Below are 18,207 nucleotides of genomic sequence, written 5' to 3' on the forward strand. Positions count from 1 at the left end.
GGTCAGGCCGAGACCGAGCGGAAGCCACGCAGTCGCAGGCTGTTGCCCACCACGAAGACGCTGGAGAAGGCCATGGCGAAGCCGGCCAGCATCGGGTTGAGCATGCCCAGGGCGGCCACCGGGATGGCGGCCACGTTGTAGGCGAAGGCCCAGAACAGGTTGGTCTTGATGGTCGAGAGGGTCCGCCGGGAGAGGCGGATGGCGTCCACGGCGCTGCGCAGGTCGCCCCGCACCAGGGTGATGTCCGAGGCCTCGATGGCGACGTCCGTCCCGGTGCCCATGGCCAGCCCCAGGTCCGCCTGGGCCAGCGCGGGGGCGTCGTTCACGCCGTCGCCGACCATGGCCACCACCTTGCCCTGCTCCTGCAGGCGGCGGACGACGTCCACCTTGTCCTGCGGCAGGACCTCCGCGATGACCTCCTCGATGCCCACCTCGGCGGCGATGTGCCGGGCGGCGGCCTCGTTGTCGCCGGTCAGCAGCACCGGCGTCAGCCCGAGCCCACGGAGCCGGTCGATGGCCTCGGCACTGGTGGTCTTGACGGTGTCGGAGACCACCAGCACGCCCCGCGCGGCACCGTCCCAGCCGACCGCCACGGCGGTGCGGCCCTGCTGCTGGGCGGCCTCCAGGGCCTCCTGGAGGTGCGCGCCCAGCGGCATGCCCTCGTCGGCCAGGAGGGCGGGGCGCCCCACGAGGACCCGGTGGCCGTCCACCGTGCCGCGGACACCGCGGCCCTCGAGGTTCGAGAAGTCGGTGGGGGTGGGCAGGTCGCCCAGCTCGGCCCGGGCGCCGGCAACGATCGCCCGCGCGATGGGGTGCTCCGAGGAGCTCTCCAGGGCCCCCGCCGCGCGCAGCACGTCCTCGCGGTCGCTGCCCTCGGCGCTCACCGCATCGGCCAGGGTCATCTCGCCGGTGGTGACCGTGCCGGTCTTGTCCAGCACCACGGTGTCGACGGTGCGGGTGGACTCGAGCACCTCCGGGCCCTTGATGAGCACCCCCATCTGGGCGCCCCGGCCGGTGCCCACCAGCAGCGCGGTGGGGGTGGCCAGGCCGAGTGCACAGGGGCAGGCGATGACGAGCACCGCCACCGCGGCGGTGAAGGCCGCGGTCGCCGGGAAGCCGGCGCCCAGCCAGGCCCCCAGGGTGGCCACGGCGATGCCGATGACGATCGGCACGAACACCCCGGAGATGCGGTCGGCCAGGCGCTGGACCTCGGCCTTGCCGGTCTGGGCGTCCTCCACCAGGCGGGCCATCTGCGCCAGCTGGGTGTCGGAGCCCACGCGGGTGGCGCGGACCACCAGGCGCCCGCCAGCGTTCACGGTGGCGCCGGTGACGGTGTCACCCGGGCCCACCTCGACCGGCAGGGACTCGCCGGTGAGCATGCTGGCGTCCACGGCCGAGGAGCCGGAGACGACCTCCCCGTCGGTGGCGATCTTCTCGCCGGGTCGGGTGACGAACTCGTCGCCCACCTGCAGCTCCCCGGCGGGGACGGTGACCTCCCGGCCGTCGCGCAGGACGGTGACCTCCTTGGCGCCCAGCTCCAGCAGGGCACGCAGCGCGGCCCCGGCCTGGCGCTTGGAGCGCTTCTCGAAATAGCGACCGAGCAGGATGAACAGCGTCACCCCCGCGGCGGCCTCGAGGTAGATGTTGGCGGCGCCGTCGGACGGGGCGACGGTGAACTCGAAGGGGTGGGTCATGCCGGGGGTGCCGGCCGTGCCCAGGAAGAGCGCGTAGAGCGACCAGCCGAAGGCGGCCAGCGTCCCCATCGACACCAGCGTGTCCATGGTGGCTGCCCCGTGCCGCAGGTTGGTCCACGCCGCCTTGTGGAAGGGCCAGGCGCCCCACACGATGACGGGCGCGGCCAGGGTCAGGGAGGCCCACTGCCAGTAAGTGAACTGCAGGGCGGGGACCATCGCCATCGCGATCACCGGCACCGTGAGGGCGGCCGAGATGATCACGCGCTGGCGCAGGGAGTGCAGCTCCGGGTCGGCGTTCCCGGCCGCGTCCGTCTCCCCGGCCGTGCCGGTCTCGTCGCGGGGCGGGGCCGGGAGGCTGGCCGTGTACCCCGCCTTCGCCACCTCGTCCACGAGGAGCTGGGGGTCGTACCCCGCGGGGGCCTGCACCCGGGCCTTCTCGGTGGCGTAGTTGACGGTGGCCTCGACCCCGTCGAGTTTGTTCAGCTTGCGCTCGATACGGTTCGCGCACGACGCGCAGGTCATGCCCTGCAGGTCGAGCTCGATGGGGGAGTTGTCCAGGACCGGGGGGGTGCTCATGGGGTTCCGTCGCTGTCGGGGGTGTGCGGGTGTTCGTCGGGGTCCACGGGGGGTGCCTCGTGCTGGTGGGAGCCGCGGCGGGCCATCCAGTCGTCCACGACGCGGTCGGGCACGAAGGCGGCCCCGGCCCCGAGGGCGCCGGCGAAGACCACCGCCAGCGCCCCGAGGTAGGCCGCGACCCGGGCTCCGGCGCCCATCAGGCGCGCACGGCGCTGTAGCCGGCCTCCTCGACCGCGGCGATGACGGCGTCCTGGTTGACGTCGTCGCTGCCGTCCACGGTCAGGCGCCCGGTCTCGTGGCTCACCTGCACGTCCTGGACGCCGGGGACCTCGGAGACCTCCTCGCGCACGGACATCTCGCAGTGGCCGCAGGTCATGCCGGTGACGGTGTACTCGGTGGTGCTCATGAGGGTTCCTCTCGGGTTGGTGGGCAGCTGCCGCGTGCACGGCAGGTGCCCGAAAAGGGGGCATCCGATCCAACCGGATACCCCCTCAGGGTATTCCTCCCCGGGACCCGACGGCCCGGCGGGTCCCTCAGCGTCGCCGGGTGCCCACCACCGTCGCGCCGCCCGCGGCCAGCAGCGCCAGACCGGCCAGACCGGCGGCGAGGGTGGGCGGCCTCAGCCGCGTCGCCCGGAGACCCCGCGGGCGGTCACCAGACCGCCCAGGCCCAGCAATGCACCGCCGGTGAGCAGCGCGGCCCACGGCGTCGGGTCGGCCGGGGTTACGCCGGTGTCGACGATGGGGCCCGACCCGTCGCCGCGACCGTCCGCGTAGTCCGCGACCTCGAAGGGACCGCTGGTGGAGACCCAGCTGCCGTCGGCCCGACGCTCGAGCACACCGAGCACCTCGGTGCCGTCGTCGGACCCGTCGCAGACGGTGGCCAGGATGTACAGCCCGTCGTGCTCCTCGGACAGGGGCGTCTCGGGGTAGTCGGTGAAGACCGTGACCTCGGACGGGTCGGCACCCCCCACGCAGACCAGCTCCTCGCCCTGCGGCGCCACTACCTGGTGGTGGAAGTGGCTCTCCCCGGGCTTCTTCGCGGAGATGGAGTACTCCGGCATCTGGCCCTCGATGTGCGGCCCCATCCAACCGGAGGCCTCCATCCAGAAGCGAACCCGGCCGTCCTCGTCCGGCTCGTCGAACGCGATGGTGTGGGTGAACTCGTCGGAGTCGTCTGCGTGTGCGGCGACAGCCCCCAGTGGGACGGCGAGTGCGGCGGCGGTGATCGTTGCGGTCAGTGTGCTGCGAGCCATGGTGGCCCCTTCCCCAGTGTGTGAGCTGCCCGGCGGAGTGCCGGGTGATTCCAAACTAGGGGGCCCGGCACCGCCATCGCCATCCCCCGTCGGGGTTGTGCGGTGACTGTGCCGGGCCCGTGAGGTGCCTGTGAGACTCGCCGGGGCGGGACCCTGGACTCAGCCGAGGGGGGTGGCCGGGAGGATCGTCCCGGTCACCTCACCGAGGCCGATGCGGGAGCCGTCCGGCCCCGGTGCCCAGCCGGTGATGGTGACCGTGTCGCCGTCCTCCAGGAAGCTCCGCTCGCTGCCGTCCTCCAGGACGATCGGCTCCTGGCCGCTCCAGGACAGCTCGAGGAAGGAGCCGCGCTTGTCCTTGTCGTCACCGGAGACCGTGCCGGAGGCGAACACGTCCGCGGCGGACAGGGCGGCGCCGTTGACGGTCATGTGGGCCAGCATCTGCGCCGGCGACCAGTACATCTCGGCGTACGGCGGGCGTGCCACCACGGTGCCGTTGAGCCGGACCTCCATCTGGATGTCCAGCCCGAACAGCCCGGACCCGTCGCCCCGCAGGTACTCCAGCGGCTGCGGGTCCTGGGCCGGCAGCTCGGTGCGGGCCGCGGCCAGGGCGTCCATCGGCACGACCCAAGCACCGACCGAGGAGGCGAAGGACTTGCCCAGGAAGGGGCCCAGGGGCACGTACTCCCAGGCCTGGATGTCCCGGGCCGACCAGTCGTTGAACAGCATCGCGCCGAAGAGGTGCTGCGCGGCATCGTCCACGGACACGCGCGAGCCCACCGCCGTCGGCCCGCCGACGAGGAAGCCGAGCTCGGCCTCGATGTCGAGCCGCTGGCTGGGGCCGAAGGTCGGCGCATCCGCATCCTTGGGCTTGCGCTGCCCCTGCGGGCGCACGATGTCCGTGCCCGAGACCACGAGGGTGGAGCTGCGGCCGTGGTAGCCGATCGGCAGGTGCTTCCAGTTCGGCGTCAGCGCCGCCTGGTCCGGGCGGAAGATCGAGCCGACGTTCGTGGCGTGGTGCTCCGAGGCGTAGAAGTCCACGTAGTCCGCCGGGCGGAAGGGCAGCACGAGCTCCACCCGGTCCAGGTCGATGAGGTGGGGGCGCACCGCATCGGCCTGCGCGGGGTCCGCGAAGAGGCCGGTGACCCAGGAGCGGGCGCCGGCCCACGCCGTGTGGCCGAGCTCGAGGAGACGGTTGAGGGTGGGTTCGAGCAGGGCAGCGGCCCACACGGTGCCGTCGTCGAGGCCCTGCGCACGGACCGCGCCGGCCAGGTCGAGCACCTGGTCGCCGATGCGGACGCCCAGGCGCGCGCTGGGGGCGTCCTCGGTCAGGAACGCCCCGTAGGGCAGGTTCTTCGGGCCGAAGGGGTGGTCGGCGGGCAGGTCGGGCCAGGCGATCATCGGCTCTCCTCGGAGTCGGGGGCGGGGTGCAGTGCCAGGTCGGCGGGGTCCAGCAGGCCGAGCTCGGCGGCCTCGCCCAGCGGGTCGGTGACGCCGCAGCAGCCGAACGAGACCCACGCGGCGCGCAGGGCACGGGCCTCGCCCTCCTCCAGGCCGGAGACCGCAGCGGCCACCGTCCGCTCGTCGCGCTCAGCCAGGGCGGCGGCGACCTCGCTGGCCGGGGCGCCGCAGAGCGCCAGGTGGGTGGCGTGGGCGACGTTCAGGGCGCCGTGCATCTCCTCGGTGCCCTCTCCCGACTGCGCCGGGGCGGTGCGGGCGACGGCGTGGTGCAGACCTCCGGTGAGCTTGAAGGGCAGGGAGCGTCCCACGCACGCGGTGATGAAGGCGGCGAGCTCGTCGGGCGTCGGGATCGGCCCGGCCGGGCTGGCCTGGGTGCGCCACTTGGCCACCACGTGGCGGGTGTCGGCGTGACGGGCCTCCAACGCGTCGAGGTGCTCCACCTGGTCGGCGGGGTCGCGCGGGAGCTCCAGGGCGACGTCCACGCCGTGGCGGGCCGCGGCCTGCCAGCCGTGCTGGGCGCCGAGCTCGATGGTCTCCAGTCGCACGGCGTCCCCGAGCTCGCGGAGGGTGGCCACGGCCTCATCGATCTCGTTGAGGCTGGTTCCCGGGCGGGCGGCAATGCCCACCGGCAGGACCTCGCCCGCCCCGGGGCCCCGGCCGCCGAGCTCGTCGAGCACGCCGGGCAGGGACGCGATGGCGTCGGGGGAGAGCAGCAGCGGGCCGAGGCGCTCGCCGAGCGGGGAACGGCGCCACGCCAGGTGCTGGGCCACGGCATTGGGCACGGGGGAGAGGCCGGGAGGGAAGATCGCCGCATCGTCCACGAGGGCGCGCGTGAGCAGGTCCATCACCGGTGAGGTCGCCATGCCGGAACGCTAACGCACGTCGACGTGGCGCACCTCACGCCCTACTGTGGGCCCCGAGAGGTCAGCCAACGGAGGTCGAGGAATGGCGTACTACCGCAGTGTCGGAACAATCCCCCCCAAGCGGCACACCCAGCACCGCACCCCCGAGGGGGGCCTGTACTACGAGGAGCTGATGGGGGAGGAGGGCTTCTCCTCGGACTCCTCCCTGCTGTACCACCGCAACATCCCCTCGACCATCACCGACGCCCGCGTCTGGGAGGTGCCGGACGCCTCGCTGACCCCCAACCACCCCCTGCGGCCCCTGCACCTGCGCCCCCACGACCTGTTCGGCGGCGACGAGCCCACCGAGGGGGTCGATGTGGTGACCGGTCGCCGGCTGCTGATGGGCAACGCCGACGTGCGGCTGAGCTACGTGGTGGCGGACACGGTCAGCCCCTGGTACCGCAACGCCATCGGCGACGAGTGCCTGTACGTCGAGCGCGGCCACGCCCGGGTGGAGACCGTCTTCGGCGCCTTCGAGCTGGAGCAGGGTGACTATCTGATCATGCCGCGGGCAACCACCCACCGCTGGATCCCGCGCGATGCGGGGGACGTCGGCTACAGCGAGCCGCTGCGTGTGTACGCCATCGAGGCCTCCAGCCACATCGGTCCCCCCAAGCGCTTCCTCTCGCGGTTCGGCCAGCTCCTGGAGCACGCGCCCTACTGCGAGCGGGACCTGCGCGGGCCGACCGAGCCGCTGCTGGCCGAGGACATCGGGGCGGACCGGGCCGAGGAGACCGAGGTCTACATCCGGCACCGCGCCACCGGGGAGGGCGCCTCCGGTGGGCAGGGCGGCACGATCCACACGGTCCCCTTCCACCCGCTCGACGTGGCCGGCTGGGACGGCTGCCTCTACCCGTACGTCTTCAACGTCTCTGACTACGAGCCGATCACCGGCCGGGTGCACCAGCCGCCGCCCGCCCACCAGGTCTTCGAGGGCCACAACTTCGTGGTGTGCAACTTCGTGCCCCGCAAGGTGGACTACCACCCGTTGAGCATCCCGGTGCCCTACTACCACTCGAACGTCGACTCCGACGAGGTCATGTTCTACGTCGACGGGGACTACGAGGCGCGCAAGGGCAGCGGCATCAAACAGGGCTCGATCAGCCTGCACCCGGGCGGCCACGCGCACGGCCCCCAACCCGGCGCGTACGAGAACTCGATCGGGGCCGAGTACTTCGACGAGCTGGCCGTGATGGTGGACACCTTCCGGCCCCTGGACCTCGGGGAGGGAGGGCTGGCGTGCGACGACGGCCGCTACGCGTGGTCCTGGCACTCCACGGCCCAGGCCTCGCAGTCCGAGCAGCGGGAGCGGGCGCGCCAGGAGCCGCCCACCGCGTCTGACTGACCCCTCGACGCGAGTACGCTGACGGTCCCGGCGGCACACCCGTGCCGCACGGGGCCGTCGCATGTCGTGACGACGGGCGATTCGTGGAGTACCGGTGGGAAGGAGCAACGTGGGGGAGAGCGGTCAGCGCAGGAGCGTGGCCTCGAGGCGCCCGGTGGCGACGGGGTGGTCGGGGCCGGCCAGGGGGGCTCGGCAGCGCGTCCCGGGTGAGGGGACGAAGCGTCGCTACCTGACCGGTCTGGACGGCCTGCGGGCCATCGCCGTGGTCTCGGTGATGCTCTTCCACTTCGACACCGGCCTGGACGGCGGCTTCCTCGGGGTGGATGTCTTCTTCGTCCTCTCCGGGTACCTCATCACCAGCCAGCTCCTGACGCGCTGGCGGGACGGCCAGGTGGACCTCAAGCACTTCTGGACCGCCCGCATCCGCCGCCTGTTCCCGGCTGTGGCCCTGCTTCTGCTCGTGGTCTCGGTGGTGATGCTGGTGCTCGACCGCGGGGGTGTGCGCTCCTACCTGGGCGACGTGCTGGCAGCCGGCACGTACACCTCCAACTGGTGGTACGTGTTCAACGAGCGGAGCTACTTCGAGGCCGCGGGCCGGCCGCCGGTGCTGCAGCACCTGTGGTCGCTCGCCGTGGAGGAGCAGTTCTACGTCGTCTGGCCGCTGGTGGTGGCCGGGCTGACCTTCGCCTTCGTGCGTCCCGGTGCCCGCCGCTGGGCGCTGCTGGTGCTGTCGGTGGTGGGCGCCGTGGCCTCCTCGCTGTGGATGGGGCTGGGCACGGCTGCTGCCGACCTGCCGGCCGCCGGCGACACCAGCCGGTTCTACTTCGGTACCGACTCGCACGCCATGGGCCTGCTCACCGGTGCGGCCCTGGCCGCCCTGCGCGACGGGCGCGGGTTCAGCGACCGCCTGCCGGCCCTGAAGCCGGCGGGTTTCCTGTGGACCGTGGTCGGGCTGGCGGGCCTGGTCGGGCTGGGCTGGTACTTCGTGGCCATGGACGAGACGTCCGAGGGCCTGTACCGATGGGGTTTCGCCGCCCTCGCCCTGCTGGTGGCGGTGCTCGTGGTCGCGGCCACCCGTCCCGGCCCGGTGGAGTCGCTCCTGAGCCTGGCGCCCCTGCGCTACCTCGGCACCCGCAGCTACTCGCTGTACCTGTGGCACTGGCCGATCGCGGCCTTCACGCGCCCCGGCATCGACGTCCAGTGGTCCGAGCCGGTGGTGATGGTGGTGCGCTGGGGCCTGACCCTGGCCGCGGCCGAGCTCAGCTACCGCCTGGTGGAGAACCCCGTCCGCAAGCAGGGCTTCCGGGCCACCTGGGACCGTCTGCGGCGCGTCGGCCGTGCGCCGGTCACCGCGGCCAGCGCCCTGGTCACCGGTGTGGCGGCGCTCGCCGTCGGCATGACCGCGGTCGCCGTGACCACCGACCAGCAGCGGCTGCAGGAGCAGCAGGTCGAGGAGGTCCTGGGCGACTCCGAGATCGGCGTCGACGGTGACCCCTCGGCCGGGGCGACCGACACCGGCCCGGGGGAGGACCCCAACGCGGAGGTTCCCCCGGCGCCGGGCGGCGACGCGTCGCCGGCACCGACCTCCCCGCCCGCCCCGGGCGAGCCGTCGTCCTCGGGCGACGCCCCCTCATCGGACCCCTCGGGCTCCGGCGGCCCCGGCGCCACCTGCGACCCCACCACGATCACCGGTGACAAGGTCTCGCACGGCGCGGAGGAGAAGTGGCTCGGTGAGTCCCAGCTGGCCGTGGACACGCTCCCCCCGGCCGCGGACGGGCTGCGTCTGGACGACTCCACCCAGTGCCTGGACCTGACGGTCTTCGGGGACTCGGTGCCCATGTCCGCCGGGCCGGTCCTCTCGCGGGCCTTCGGTGCGCTGGACCTGCGGGCCGACGTGGGCTTGCAGGCCAAGAACGTGCTCGGCTTCGCCCAGGAGGCGCTGGACGCCGACGACGTGGACTCCGAGGTGGTGGTGATCCACACCGGCAACAACGGCCTGATCCGCAAGGACGACCTCGTGCAGGTCGCCACGGACCTCGCCCAGAAGGAGTCCGTCACCCGCGTGGTGCTGGTGCGTCCGCACGCCCACGGCAGCTGGGACGAGGGCAACCAGGAGATGTTCGACGAGTTGGAGTCCGAGGGGCTCGACGACAAGATCCGCATCGCCGACTGGAAGGGCATCTCGGCCGACCAGTCCGGGTGGTTCCTCTCGGACCGCACCCACCCGAACTACACCGGCAAGATGCACTACGCCCAGGAGATCCAGCGGGCGGTCACGGAGGACTGACACCGTTCTCCCGCCGGGCGTCCGGCGTTCACCGGGGGTTCACCCCGTCGACGCCCGGGGCTGGTGGAGTGCGCGGGTCCCGATCCCGCGTCCCCTCCAGGAGTCCCCGTGCGCGCCGTCCGTCCTGCCCTCGCCCTCACCCTCTCGATGGGGGCGCTGTGCCTCGCCCCGACCGCCCACGCCGGGGCGGCCGTGGAGCTCGAGGTCCTCTCCAGCCACTCCCACGGCGCCTTCGACGAGGCCGCTGCGGAGATCACCGCGCACGACCGCACCACCCAGCAGGTGGCCGTGGTGAACGCCGAGGCCGGCACCCTGGACGTCCTGGCGCTGGACGGCGCGGGCCAGCTGGCCCCCGCGGGCACCTTCAGCCCCGTCGGCCTCGAGGCAGCCGACGGCTCGGTGATCGGGGAGGGCGCCGAGGTGAACTCGGTGGACATCTCCTCCGACGGGCTGGTGGCCCTGGCCGTGGAGGCACCGGACAAGGTCTCGCCGGGGTGGGTGGTGCTCGGTCACCTGACCACGGGCGGGTTCGCTGCCGAGTCCACCGTCCGCGTGGGCTCCCAGCCCGACATGGTCCGGATCTCGCCGACCGGGACGCACGTCCTCACGGCCGATGAGGGGGAGCCCGCCGACGACTTCTCCGTGGACCCCGCCGGCACGGTCAGCATCATCGGGTTGTCCGCCGGTGCCGCGGGGGTGGAGCAGGAGGACGTCCGCACCGTGGGCTTCGCCTCCTTCGCCGACTCCCTCGACCCCGCGGTGCGGGTCTTCGGGCCCGACGTGCCGGCTCCCTCGGGCGCGCCCAGCCGGGTGGAGCGGAACCTCGAGCCCGAGTACGTGGCCGTGGACCCGACGGGGACGACCGCCCTGGTCACCCTGCAGGAGGCGAACGCGCTGGCCGTGGTCGACATCGCCTCGGCACGGGTGACAGACGTGCGCCCCATGAGCGCCAAGAACTGGGAGCAGTTCGCGCTGGACAGCTCGAAGGAGGACGAGCAGGCCCGCACCTTCGGTGGCCTGCCGATCGAGGCGATGCTGCAGCCCGACGCCATCGAGCCCTTCACCAGCGGGTCAGAGACCTTCTACGTGACCGCCAACGAGGGCGACGTCCGCGAGTGGGGTGACTACACCGAGGAGACGACGATCGGCGAGGTGGAGCTCTCGGCGTTCCCCGACCTGGATGCGGCGTGGTTCCAGTCCGAGGAGGTCGCCGGCGACCTGAAGATCAGTGCCGAGCACGGGAAGGACCCCGAGACGGGGACCCACAGCGCGCTGCATTCCTTCGGTGGCCGCTCGTTCTCGGTGGTGGACGCCTCGGGTCGGACGGTGTTCGAGTCCGGGGGCCTGCTCGAGGAGCTCGTGGCCGGCCTCATCGCCGACGGCACGCTGCCGGAGCACGCCTGGAACGCCAACCACGACGAGAACCCGTCGCTCGACTCGCGCAGCGACGACAAGGGCGTCGAGCCGGAGGCGGCCACCGTGGGCGAGGTCGACGGCACCCCCTACCTGTTCCTGGGCCTCGAGCGCATCTCCGGGATCATGGTCTTCGACCTCACCGACCCGCGGGACCCACAGTTCGTCACCTGGGCCGACAACCGCGGCTGGGAGGTCGAGTACGACGGCGAGGCCGCCGCCGGCCAGGGCGACCTGGGCCCCGAGGGCCTCGAGTTCGTGCCCGCCGACGCGAGCCCCACCGGTGCGCCGCTGCTGGTGGTCGGCAACGAGGTCTCGGGCACGACCACCGTGTGGAGCGTCACCGGCTCCGGTGGGCCCATCATCGACACCGGGCGCGACGCGGACCGCTCGATGGGGGCCGGCCTGCTGGTGGGGACGCTCGGACTGGGCCTCGTCGCCGCCGGCGGGGTGGCGCTGGGCGCCGCGCGCCGTCAGGCGGTCAGCCGGGGCTGACCCTCGGTCGTGGCCCCGGCGGCCTCCATCTCCTGCACGGCGGAGGTGGAGGCCGCCTCGTCGACGCCGCTGGTGAGGCCCAGCAGGACGTGGGCGGAGAAGCCGGCCGAGAGGGCGTCGATCACGGTGGCGCGCACGCAGTGGTCGGTGGCGATCCCGCACACCTCCACCGCGTCGATGCCCCGGTCACGCAGCCAGGTCGCCAGCATCGTGGGGTCGGTGTCGCCCTCGCTGGTGTCGCCGTCGCTGGCCAGGTGGCCCTCGAAGCCGCTGTAGGCGGCCTCGAAGCGGCCCTTGCGGAAGACGGCGTCGAAGGTCTCGGCGACCTCGGCCACCGCCGGGTGGAACGCGGCGCCCTCGGTGCCCACCTCGCAGTGCACCGGCCATGAGTCCACGAAGTCCGGGTTGTCCGACCAGTGGTCTCCCGGGTCCTCGTGCCAGTCCTGGGTGGCCACCACCGCGGCGTAGCGGTCGCCGGCGTCGCGCACGTGCTGCGCGACCGCGTGGGCCACCGCATCACCTCCGGTGGTGGCCAGGCTGCCGCCGGGGCAGAAGTCGTTCTGCACGTCCACCACCAGCAGGGCGGTCGTGTTCGGTGCCGTCTCGCGCGTCATGCCTGCGGCTCCTTCCCCAGCGCCTGTGCGGACGCCGGTAGCTCGTCGATGAACAGGGTCGGGATCGCCGGTTCACCGGCCGAGAGGCGCAGTGCGCCGGCGGGCAGCTCCGCGCGGGAGGTCGCGTGGCGCGCCCGGGCTGCCTCCAGCCCCGCCGCACCGGTGGGCACCACCACCTCCCCGGCCAGGACGAGGGGCACCAGGAGCTCGCGGTCGTCGTCGTCGCCCGCCGGCTGCTCACCGATCCCCACGAGCTCGGCCGTGGCCACCCCGTCGGCGATGCGGCGCACCGCGTGCTTGCGCCCGCCCACGGACTTCTTCCGGGCGCTGGCCTTGGCGACGTCCACCATCACGCCGCCGTCGTCCTCGCGGGAGACGAGCTTGTAGACCATGCCCGCGGTCGGGTGCCCCGAGCCGGTCACCAGCCGGGTGCCCACGCCGTAGGCGTCCACCGGGCCGGCGGCGAGCGAGGCGATGGCGTACTCGTCCAGGTCGCTGGTCACGACGATGCGGGTGTCCCCGGCCCCCAGCTCGTCGAGCTGCTGCCGCACGGCGTGGGCCTGGCCGAGCAGGTCACCGGAGTCCAGGCGCACCCCGCCCAGGCCGGTGCCGGCCACCTCGATGGCCGTCTGGACGCCGCGCGTCACGTCGTAGGTGTCCACGAGCAGCGTCGTGTCGACCCCCAGGGAGTCCACCTGGGCGGCGAAGGCGGTGCGCTCGTCGTCGTGCAGGAGGGTGAAGGAATGGGCGGCGGTCCCCGCGGTGGGCACACCCCAGCGGCGCCCGGCCTCGAGGTTCGAGGTGGAGGCGAACCCCGCGATGTGGGCCGCGCGGGCGGCCGCCACGGCCGACCCCTCCGAGGTGCGGCGGGAGCCCATCTCGATGCAGGGTCGGTCGCCCGCAACGGCGGTCATCCGGCTGGCTGCGGAGGCGACGGCGGAGTCGTGGTTGAGCATGGAGAGGGCCAGCGTCTCCAGCACGACCCCCTCGGCGAAGCTGGCCTCGACCACCAGCAGGGGCGAGTGCCCGAAGTACACCTCACCCTCCGGGTACCCGTGAATGTCCCCGGAGAACCGGTAGTCCGCGAGCCACTCCAGAGTCGGGTCGTCGACCACCTCGTGGCGGCGCAGGTGCTCGAGCTCCGGCTCGCCGAAGGTGAAGTCGGCCAGGGCCTCCAGGAAGCGGCCGGTGCCGGCCACCACGCCGTACCGGCGACCCTCGGGGAGCTTGCGGGCGAACAGCTCGAAGACGCTGCGGCGGCTGGCGGTCCCGGCGCGCAGGGCAGCCTGCACCATCGTCAGCTCGTAGTGGTCGGTCATCAGGGCGGTGCTGGTCACGCGTCCACCCTAGGCGCCTGTGGGCTCGGCGTGCCGGCTGTCGGTGCGTTTCCCTACAGTGGGGGCGTGGCTGAACCTCTTGACCCGATCCCGCTGTCCGACCCGGAGGGCGCGGTGGCGCTGGCGGACCGGGCGGCGACCGACGCGCCCTGGTACACGCTGGTGTGGAACGACCCGGTGAACCTCATGAGCTACGTGACCTTTGTGCTCATGGACCACTTCGGCTACCCGCAGCGCACGGCGGAGGCGATGATGATGGACATCCACACCAAGGGGCGGTGCGTGGTCTCAACCGGCAGCCGGGAGGCCATGGAGGTCGACACCAAGGCCATGCAGGAGTACGGCCTGTGGGCGACGCTGGGGCAGGACTCCTGATGGCGCGCGCGTTCCGCTGGGAGGGTGATGCCGCCGTGGCCCACCTCGACGACGTGGAGCTGGGCGTCCTGCGTGAGAGCGCCACCGCGGTGGTCCTGCTGCTCGGGGGCATCCCGGGCGTGGACGAGCGGGTGGACCCCGCGGCCGGGGGGCTCCGGGGAGGGGACCGCTCGGACGAGGCGCCTGCCGGGGAGGCGGAGGACCAGGCGTCGGTCGACGCCCGCTTCGAGGCACTGACGGTGGGTCTGCACCCCTCGTTGCCGGGGCAGGACGATCCGGGAGAACCGGCGGCCCCGGGCGGGCTCCGCCGGATCTCGCCGCTGGACCTGCTCAACCAGCCCGGGGCCGACCCTGCGCTGCACCGCCTGTTCCCCGAGGCCCACCCCCTGCACGCGGACATCGCGCTGGAGTTCGCCGACGTGGCGCACGCAGGCATCCGCCGCACCAAGTTGACGAACCTGAACGCCCTCATCGCTGCGTGCGATCAGGCGGGGGAGACCGGCGTCATGGCCCTGGAGCTGGACGCTGCCCGGCAGGTGCTGGCCGCGATGACCGACATCCGCATCGTGCTGGCTGACCGGCTCGGGATCGAGGAGGACGGCGACGCCGAGCAGGCCGATGCCCGCACGGCGTGGTTGATCCGGCAGGCCGAGCGGGGCGAGCGCCTCGACGAGGGGGAGGAGCGCGACCTGCAGCTGGGCCTGCACCACGGCTTCCTGGGCTGGATGCAGGAGACGCTCGTCGAGGCGCTGATGCGCCGGTGACCTCCGGCCCCGCAGCCCGTCCGGGCAGCCAGGGGGTGTCCCTGTCCTAGGCTGTGGACACCATGACTGCAGCCGCTGACCAGACCCTCGCCCCCGCCGCCCACGCCTCCGAACACGGGGAGGTGACCGGCTCGGACGTGCGCGTCCGCTTCTGTCCCAGCCCCACGGGCACCCCGCACGTGGGCCTGGCGCGCACCGCCCTGTTCAACTGGGCCTACGCACGTCACACCGGCGGGACCTTCGTCTTCCGGCTGGAGGACACCGACGCCAGCCGTGACTCCGAGGAGTCCGCACAGGGCATCTACGACATGCTCGAGTGGCTGGGCATGACCCCCGATGAGGGGGTGCACGAGGGTGGCCCCCACGCCCCCTACCGGCAGAGCGAGCGCCACGACCGCCACGCGGAGGTGGCGCGCAAGCTCGTGGAGGCCGGGTACGCCTACGAGTCCTTCTCCACGCCGGAGGAGGTCGAGGAGCGCCACCGGGCCGCCGGGCGGGACCCGAAGCTGGGCTACGACAACCACGACCGCGAGCTCACCGACGAGCAGAAGGACGCCTTCCGCGCCGAGGGCCGCGAGCCGGTGCTGCGCCTGCGCATGCCGGACGAGGACATCACCTTCACCGACATGGTGCGCGGTGAGGTGACCTTCCCTGCCGGGCAGATCCCGGACTTCGTGATCGTCCGCGGCAACGGTGTGCCGCTGTACACCCTGGTGAACCCGGTCGACGACGCCGCCATGCGGATCACCCACGTGATCCGCGGCGAGGACCTGCTGAGCTCCACCCCCCGCCAGATCGCGCTGTACCGCGCCCTCATCGCCATCGGGGAGGCCGAGCGGGTGCCCACCTTCGGCCACCTGCCGCTGGTACTGGGCAACGGCACCAAGAAGCTCTCCAAGCGCGACCCGGAGGCCGACCTGTTCCTGCACCGCGACCGCGGCTTCGTGCGCGAGGGGATGATCAACTACCTGGCCCTGCTCGGCTGGTCGATCGGTGCGGACCGGGACGTGTTCACCCCGCAGGAGTTCGTCGAGGCCTTCGACGTGCACGCGGTGAACCCCAACCCGGCGCGGTGGGACCAGAAGAAGGCTGAGTCCATCAACGGTGACCACCTGCGGATGCTGGATGCGGGCGAGTTCACCGGCCGCCTCCTGCCGCACCTGCAGGACGCCGGGGTGCTCCCGGACCGTCCCTCGATGGGGGAGATGGCGCGCCTCAAGAGCGTCGCCGAGCTCGTGCAGACACGCGTGCCCGTCCTGAGCGAGGCCGTGGGCCTGGTGCGCCCCTTCTTCGTGGAGGACGCCGCCCTGGAGCGCGACGAGAACGCCGTGGCCGGCCTCAAGGAGGACGCCCCCGGCGTGCTCGACGCGGCCATCACGGCACTGACGGACCTGCCGGACACCCCGCCCGTGGTGCTGGGCGACCCGTCGGCCGAGCGCGGCGGGCGCTGGGCCACCCAGGACATCGAGTCCGCCCTGCGGGAGGCGCTGCTCGACGGGATGGGCCTCAAGCCGAAGGTGGCCTTCACGCCGCTGCGGGTCGCGGTCAGCGGCGCGAGGGTGTCGCCGCCCCTGTTCGAGTCCATGGAGATCCTCGGCAAGCACTCCACGCTCGCCCGCCTGCAGTCCCTGCGTGACCAGCTCAGCGCCTGAGCGCCCTGAGCGCCCTCCTACGGGCGGCCCGTGCGCGGATTGGCGAACCGGGGCGATCCTGTGTAAGGTGTCGCCTCGGTTCGCCCCACGGGGCGGGCTGGTCACGGGCCCGGGTCATGACCTTCGGAAATGGCCCAGTTCCGGTGAAAACCCTTGGGGTATGGTGTAATTGGCAGCACGAGTGATTCTGGTTCACTTAGTCTAGGTTCGAGTCCTGGTACCCCAGCCAGCAGTGTGGTGGAGAGCTCAGCACGAGCCCGGCCCGAAGCGCTGCGGAGGCGCACCACCTGTGGTAGTGTCCTCCAGTCGCGAAAGCGATACGGCCCCGTTGTGTAGCGGCCTAGCACGCCGCCCTCTCAAGGCGGTAGCGCGGGTTCAAATCCCGTCGGGGCTACAAGCCGAAGGACCCCGGTCATCCGACCGGGGTCCTTCGTTGTGCGCAGGCCTCGGAGGGCCGTGGGTGTGCCCGCGAGAGGCGTGTGGGGGCCCGGAGAAGGGCTGACGGGTGTGCCCAAGGTCACGGCCCGGTTGCAATCCCCGCAGATCCTTGGTTCGTCTACACCCCTCTGCCTACTCTCGCCACCGGAGGAGCCCCCATCCCCTCCCTGGCCCGGCACACGACCGAGAGGTGGCCCCATGAACAAGGCGGACCTGGCAAGAATCCTGGAACCGATCGTGGGAGGTCAGGGCGTTGCGTCCCAGTGCGTCGACGTCCTGGTCGACGCAATGATCCGGGAGGTGGCCGCCGGTGGCACGGTCACCCTCACCGGATTCGGCACCTTCGAACGGGTGGAGCGCGCACCGCGCACCGGCCGGAACCCCCGCACCGGGGAGGTGGTCCGCATCCCGGGGACCGCTGGCCCCCGGTTCCGTCCCAGCCCGATGTTCCGGGGCTTCGTGGCCGATCCCTCCACTTTGCCCGAGAGCGGCTGCGCAGGCGGTCGCAGCCGGGGCTGAGGCCTGCACCACGACCCTGCCCCTGCGGCGTAGTCTGTCCGCGTACCTGACCATGCGCAGCAGAGGACGACCATGACGCACGCCGCCGTGCTCGGAGCCGGCAGTTGGGGCACCGCCTTCGCCCAGGTGCTCGCCGACGCCGGCACGCAGGTGACCCTGTGGGGCCGTCGGCCCGAGTTGGTGGACGGCATCAACCGCGACCACCAGAACGGTGACTACCTGCCCGGGCACGTGCTGCCCGAGGGGCTGCGGGCCACCACCGACGTGGCCGAGGCGTGCGACGGGGCGCAGATCGTGGTGCTGGCCGTGCCCTCCCAGACCCTGCGGGAGAACCTCCGCGACTGGGGGCCGGTCATCGGCCCGGACGCGACGGTGGTGTCGCTCATGAAGGGCATCGAGCTCGGGACCGGTCTGCGAATGAGCGAGGTGATCGCCGAGGCGGCCGGCATCGACAGCGCCCGCGTGGCGGTGGTCTCCGGGCCGAACCTCGCGCGGGAGATCGTGGAGCGTCAGCCCTCGGCCTCCGTGGTGGCCTGCGCCGACACCGAACGGGCGGACGCAGTCGCCGAGGCCTGCGACGCACGCTACTTCCGCCCCTACACCTCCTCGGACGTCATCGGCGCCGAGATCGGTGGTGCGGTGAAGAACGTGGTGGCGCTGGCCGTCGGCATGTCCCAAGGCATGGGCTTCGGCGACAACACCTCGGCCATGCTCATCACCCGGGGCCTGGCCGAGATCACCCGACTCGGGAGCGCGCTGGGCGCCGATCCCACCACCTTCCTCGGGCTGGCCGGCGCCGGTGACCTCGTGGCCACCTGCTCCAGCGAGCTCTCCCGGAACCACCAGGTAGGTATGCGCCTGGGCCAGGGGGAGGAGCTCCAGCAGATCCTGGACTCGCAGAACCAGGTGGCCGAGGGCGTGAAGTCCTGCCGTTCGATCCTCCACGTCGCCCAGCAGCACGACATCCCGATGCCGATCGCCTCGGCCGTCGTCGGCGTGGTGCACGAGGGGGTCTCGGTGGAGGAGACCGCCCGGCGCCTCATGTCGCGCGTCCGCAAGGCCGAGCACTACTGACGCCCC

At 72.6% G+C, this 18,207-nt stretch carries 16 protein-coding genes and 2 tRNA genes; 10 read left to right on the forward strand and 8 right to left on the reverse strand.

Features of this window, described 5'->3' with window-relative positions:
• Positions 1-2: 2 nt before the first annotated feature.
• The 6 genes from KSED_RS05165 to KSED_RS05190 all read right to left on the reverse strand — a co-directional run bounded on the left by KSED_RS05165 (position 3) and on the right by KSED_RS05190 (position 5,846).
• Positions 3-2,270, reverse strand: coding sequence for a heavy metal translocating P-type ATPase (locus KSED_RS05165; RefSeq protein WP_015779048.1), 2,268 nt, complete (start codon positions 2,268-2,270; stop codon positions 3-5).
• Complete coding sequence (locus KSED_RS05170) at positions 2,267-2,467, reverse strand: hypothetical protein (RefSeq protein ID WP_015779049.1); 201 nt, start codon at positions 2,465-2,467, stop codon at positions 2,267-2,269. The genes KSED_RS05165 and KSED_RS05170 overlap by 4 nt, the downstream gene beginning before the upstream one ends.
• Complete coding sequence (locus KSED_RS05175) at positions 2,467-2,676, reverse strand: heavy-metal-associated domain-containing protein (protein WP_015779050.1); 210 nt, start codon at positions 2,674-2,676, stop codon at positions 2,467-2,469. The genes KSED_RS05170 and KSED_RS05175 overlap by 1 nt, the downstream gene beginning before the upstream one ends.
• Positions 2,677-2,889: 213 nt before the next feature.
• Entirely contained in the window at positions 2,890-3,525 is a 636-nt protein-coding gene (locus KSED_RS05180; RefSeq protein WP_015779051.1) for a hypothetical protein, read from the reverse strand.
• 159 nt (positions 3,526-3,684) lie between these two features.
• The gene (gene fahA / locus KSED_RS05185) at positions 3,685-4,923 is read right to left on the reverse strand and encodes a fumarylacetoacetase (RefSeq protein ID WP_015779052.1); all 1,239 of its coding nucleotides are present in this window, start codon (positions 4,921-4,923) and stop codon (positions 3,685-3,687) included.
• A complete protein-coding gene (locus KSED_RS05190; protein WP_015779053.1) occupies positions 4,920-5,846 on the reverse strand; it encodes a hypothetical protein in 927 nt (308 codons plus the stop codon). The genes fahA and KSED_RS05190 overlap by 4 nt, the downstream gene beginning before the upstream one ends.
• 82 nt (positions 5,847-5,928) lie before the next feature.
• Here KSED_RS05190 and KSED_RS05195 point away from each other — a divergent pair, with 82 nt between their 5' ends.
• The 3 genes from KSED_RS05195 (at position 5,929) to KSED_RS05205 (ending at position 11,428) form a co-directional block, all read left to right on the forward strand.
• The gene (locus KSED_RS05195) at positions 5,929-7,233 is read left to right on the forward strand and encodes a homogentisate 1,2-dioxygenase (protein WP_015779054.1); all 1,305 of its coding nucleotides are present in this window, start codon (positions 5,929-5,931) and stop codon (positions 7,231-7,233) included.
• Between the two features lie 154 nt (positions 7,234-7,387).
• A complete protein-coding gene (locus KSED_RS13535) occupies positions 7,388-9,520 on the forward strand; it encodes an acyltransferase family protein (RefSeq protein ID WP_015779055.1) in 2,133 nt (710 codons plus the stop codon).
• A gap of 108 nt (positions 9,521-9,628) precedes the next feature.
• Positions 9,629-11,428: a choice-of-anchor I family protein gene (locus KSED_RS05205; protein ID WP_015779056.1), complete on the forward strand. Its 1,800-nt coding sequence runs from the start codon at positions 9,629-9,631 to the stop codon at positions 11,426-11,428.
• Here KSED_RS05205 and KSED_RS05210 read toward each other — a convergent pair.
• On the reverse strand, positions 11,407-12,042 hold the full coding sequence (locus KSED_RS05210; RefSeq protein ID WP_015779057.1) for an isochorismatase family protein: 636 nt from the start codon (positions 12,040-12,042) through the stop codon (positions 11,407-11,409). The two genes, KSED_RS05205 and KSED_RS05210, sit on opposite strands and share 22 nt — an antisense overlap.
• Positions 12,039-13,379, reverse strand: coding sequence for a nicotinate phosphoribosyltransferase (locus tag KSED_RS05215; protein ID WP_015779058.1), 1,341 nt, complete (start codon positions 13,377-13,379; stop codon positions 12,039-12,041). The genes KSED_RS05210 and KSED_RS05215 overlap by 4 nt, the downstream gene beginning before the upstream one ends.
• Positions 13,380-13,445: 66 nt before the next feature.
• On the opposite strand from KSED_RS05215, the gene clpS reads away from it, so the two are divergent.
• From clpS to KSED_RS05250, 7 genes are all read left to right on the forward strand, one after another.
• Positions 13,446-13,754 (forward strand): ATP-dependent Clp protease adapter ClpS, encoded by a 309-nt coding sequence (gene clpS, locus KSED_RS05220; protein ID WP_041290869.1) that lies wholly within the window; start codon positions 13,446-13,448, stop codon positions 13,752-13,754.
• Positions 13,754-14,518, forward strand: a complete 765-nt coding sequence (locus KSED_RS05225; protein ID WP_015779060.1) for a DUF2017 family protein — start codon at positions 13,754-13,756, stop codon at positions 14,516-14,518. Before clpS ends, KSED_RS05225 begins: the two co-directional genes overlap by 1 nt.
• Positions 14,519-14,580: 62 nt before the next feature.
• Complete coding sequence (gene gltX / locus KSED_RS05230) at positions 14,581-16,170, forward strand: glutamate--tRNA ligase (protein ID WP_081439906.1); 1,590 nt, start codon at positions 14,581-14,583, stop codon at positions 16,168-16,170.
• A gap of 154 nt (positions 16,171-16,324) precedes the next feature.
• Positions 16,325-16,399: transfer RNA gene (locus KSED_RS05235), tRNA-Gln, on the forward strand.
• A gap of 92 nt (positions 16,400-16,491) precedes the next feature.
• Positions 16,492-16,564, forward strand: a tRNA-Glu gene (locus KSED_RS05240).
• 242 nt (positions 16,565-16,806) lie between these two features.
• Positions 16,807-17,127: an HU family DNA-binding protein gene (locus KSED_RS05245; protein WP_015779062.1), complete on the forward strand. Its 321-nt coding sequence runs from the start codon at positions 16,807-16,809 to the stop codon at positions 17,125-17,127.
• Positions 17,128-17,199: 72 nt separating this feature from the next.
• Positions 17,200-18,201 carry an NAD(P)H-dependent glycerol-3-phosphate dehydrogenase gene (locus KSED_RS05250; protein WP_015779063.1) on the forward strand — a complete coding sequence of 334 codons (1,002 nt, stop codon included), beginning with the start codon at positions 17,200-17,202 and terminating at the stop codon, positions 18,199-18,201.
• The last annotated feature ends 6 nt before the right edge of the window (positions 18,202-18,207 follow it).

Origin of the sequence: Kytococcus sedentarius DSM 20547, assembly GCF_000023925.1 — a bacterium.
In the GTDB taxonomy this organism is placed as follows: domain Bacteria; phylum Actinomycetota; class Actinomycetes; order Actinomycetales; family Dermatophilaceae; genus Kytococcus; species Kytococcus sedentarius.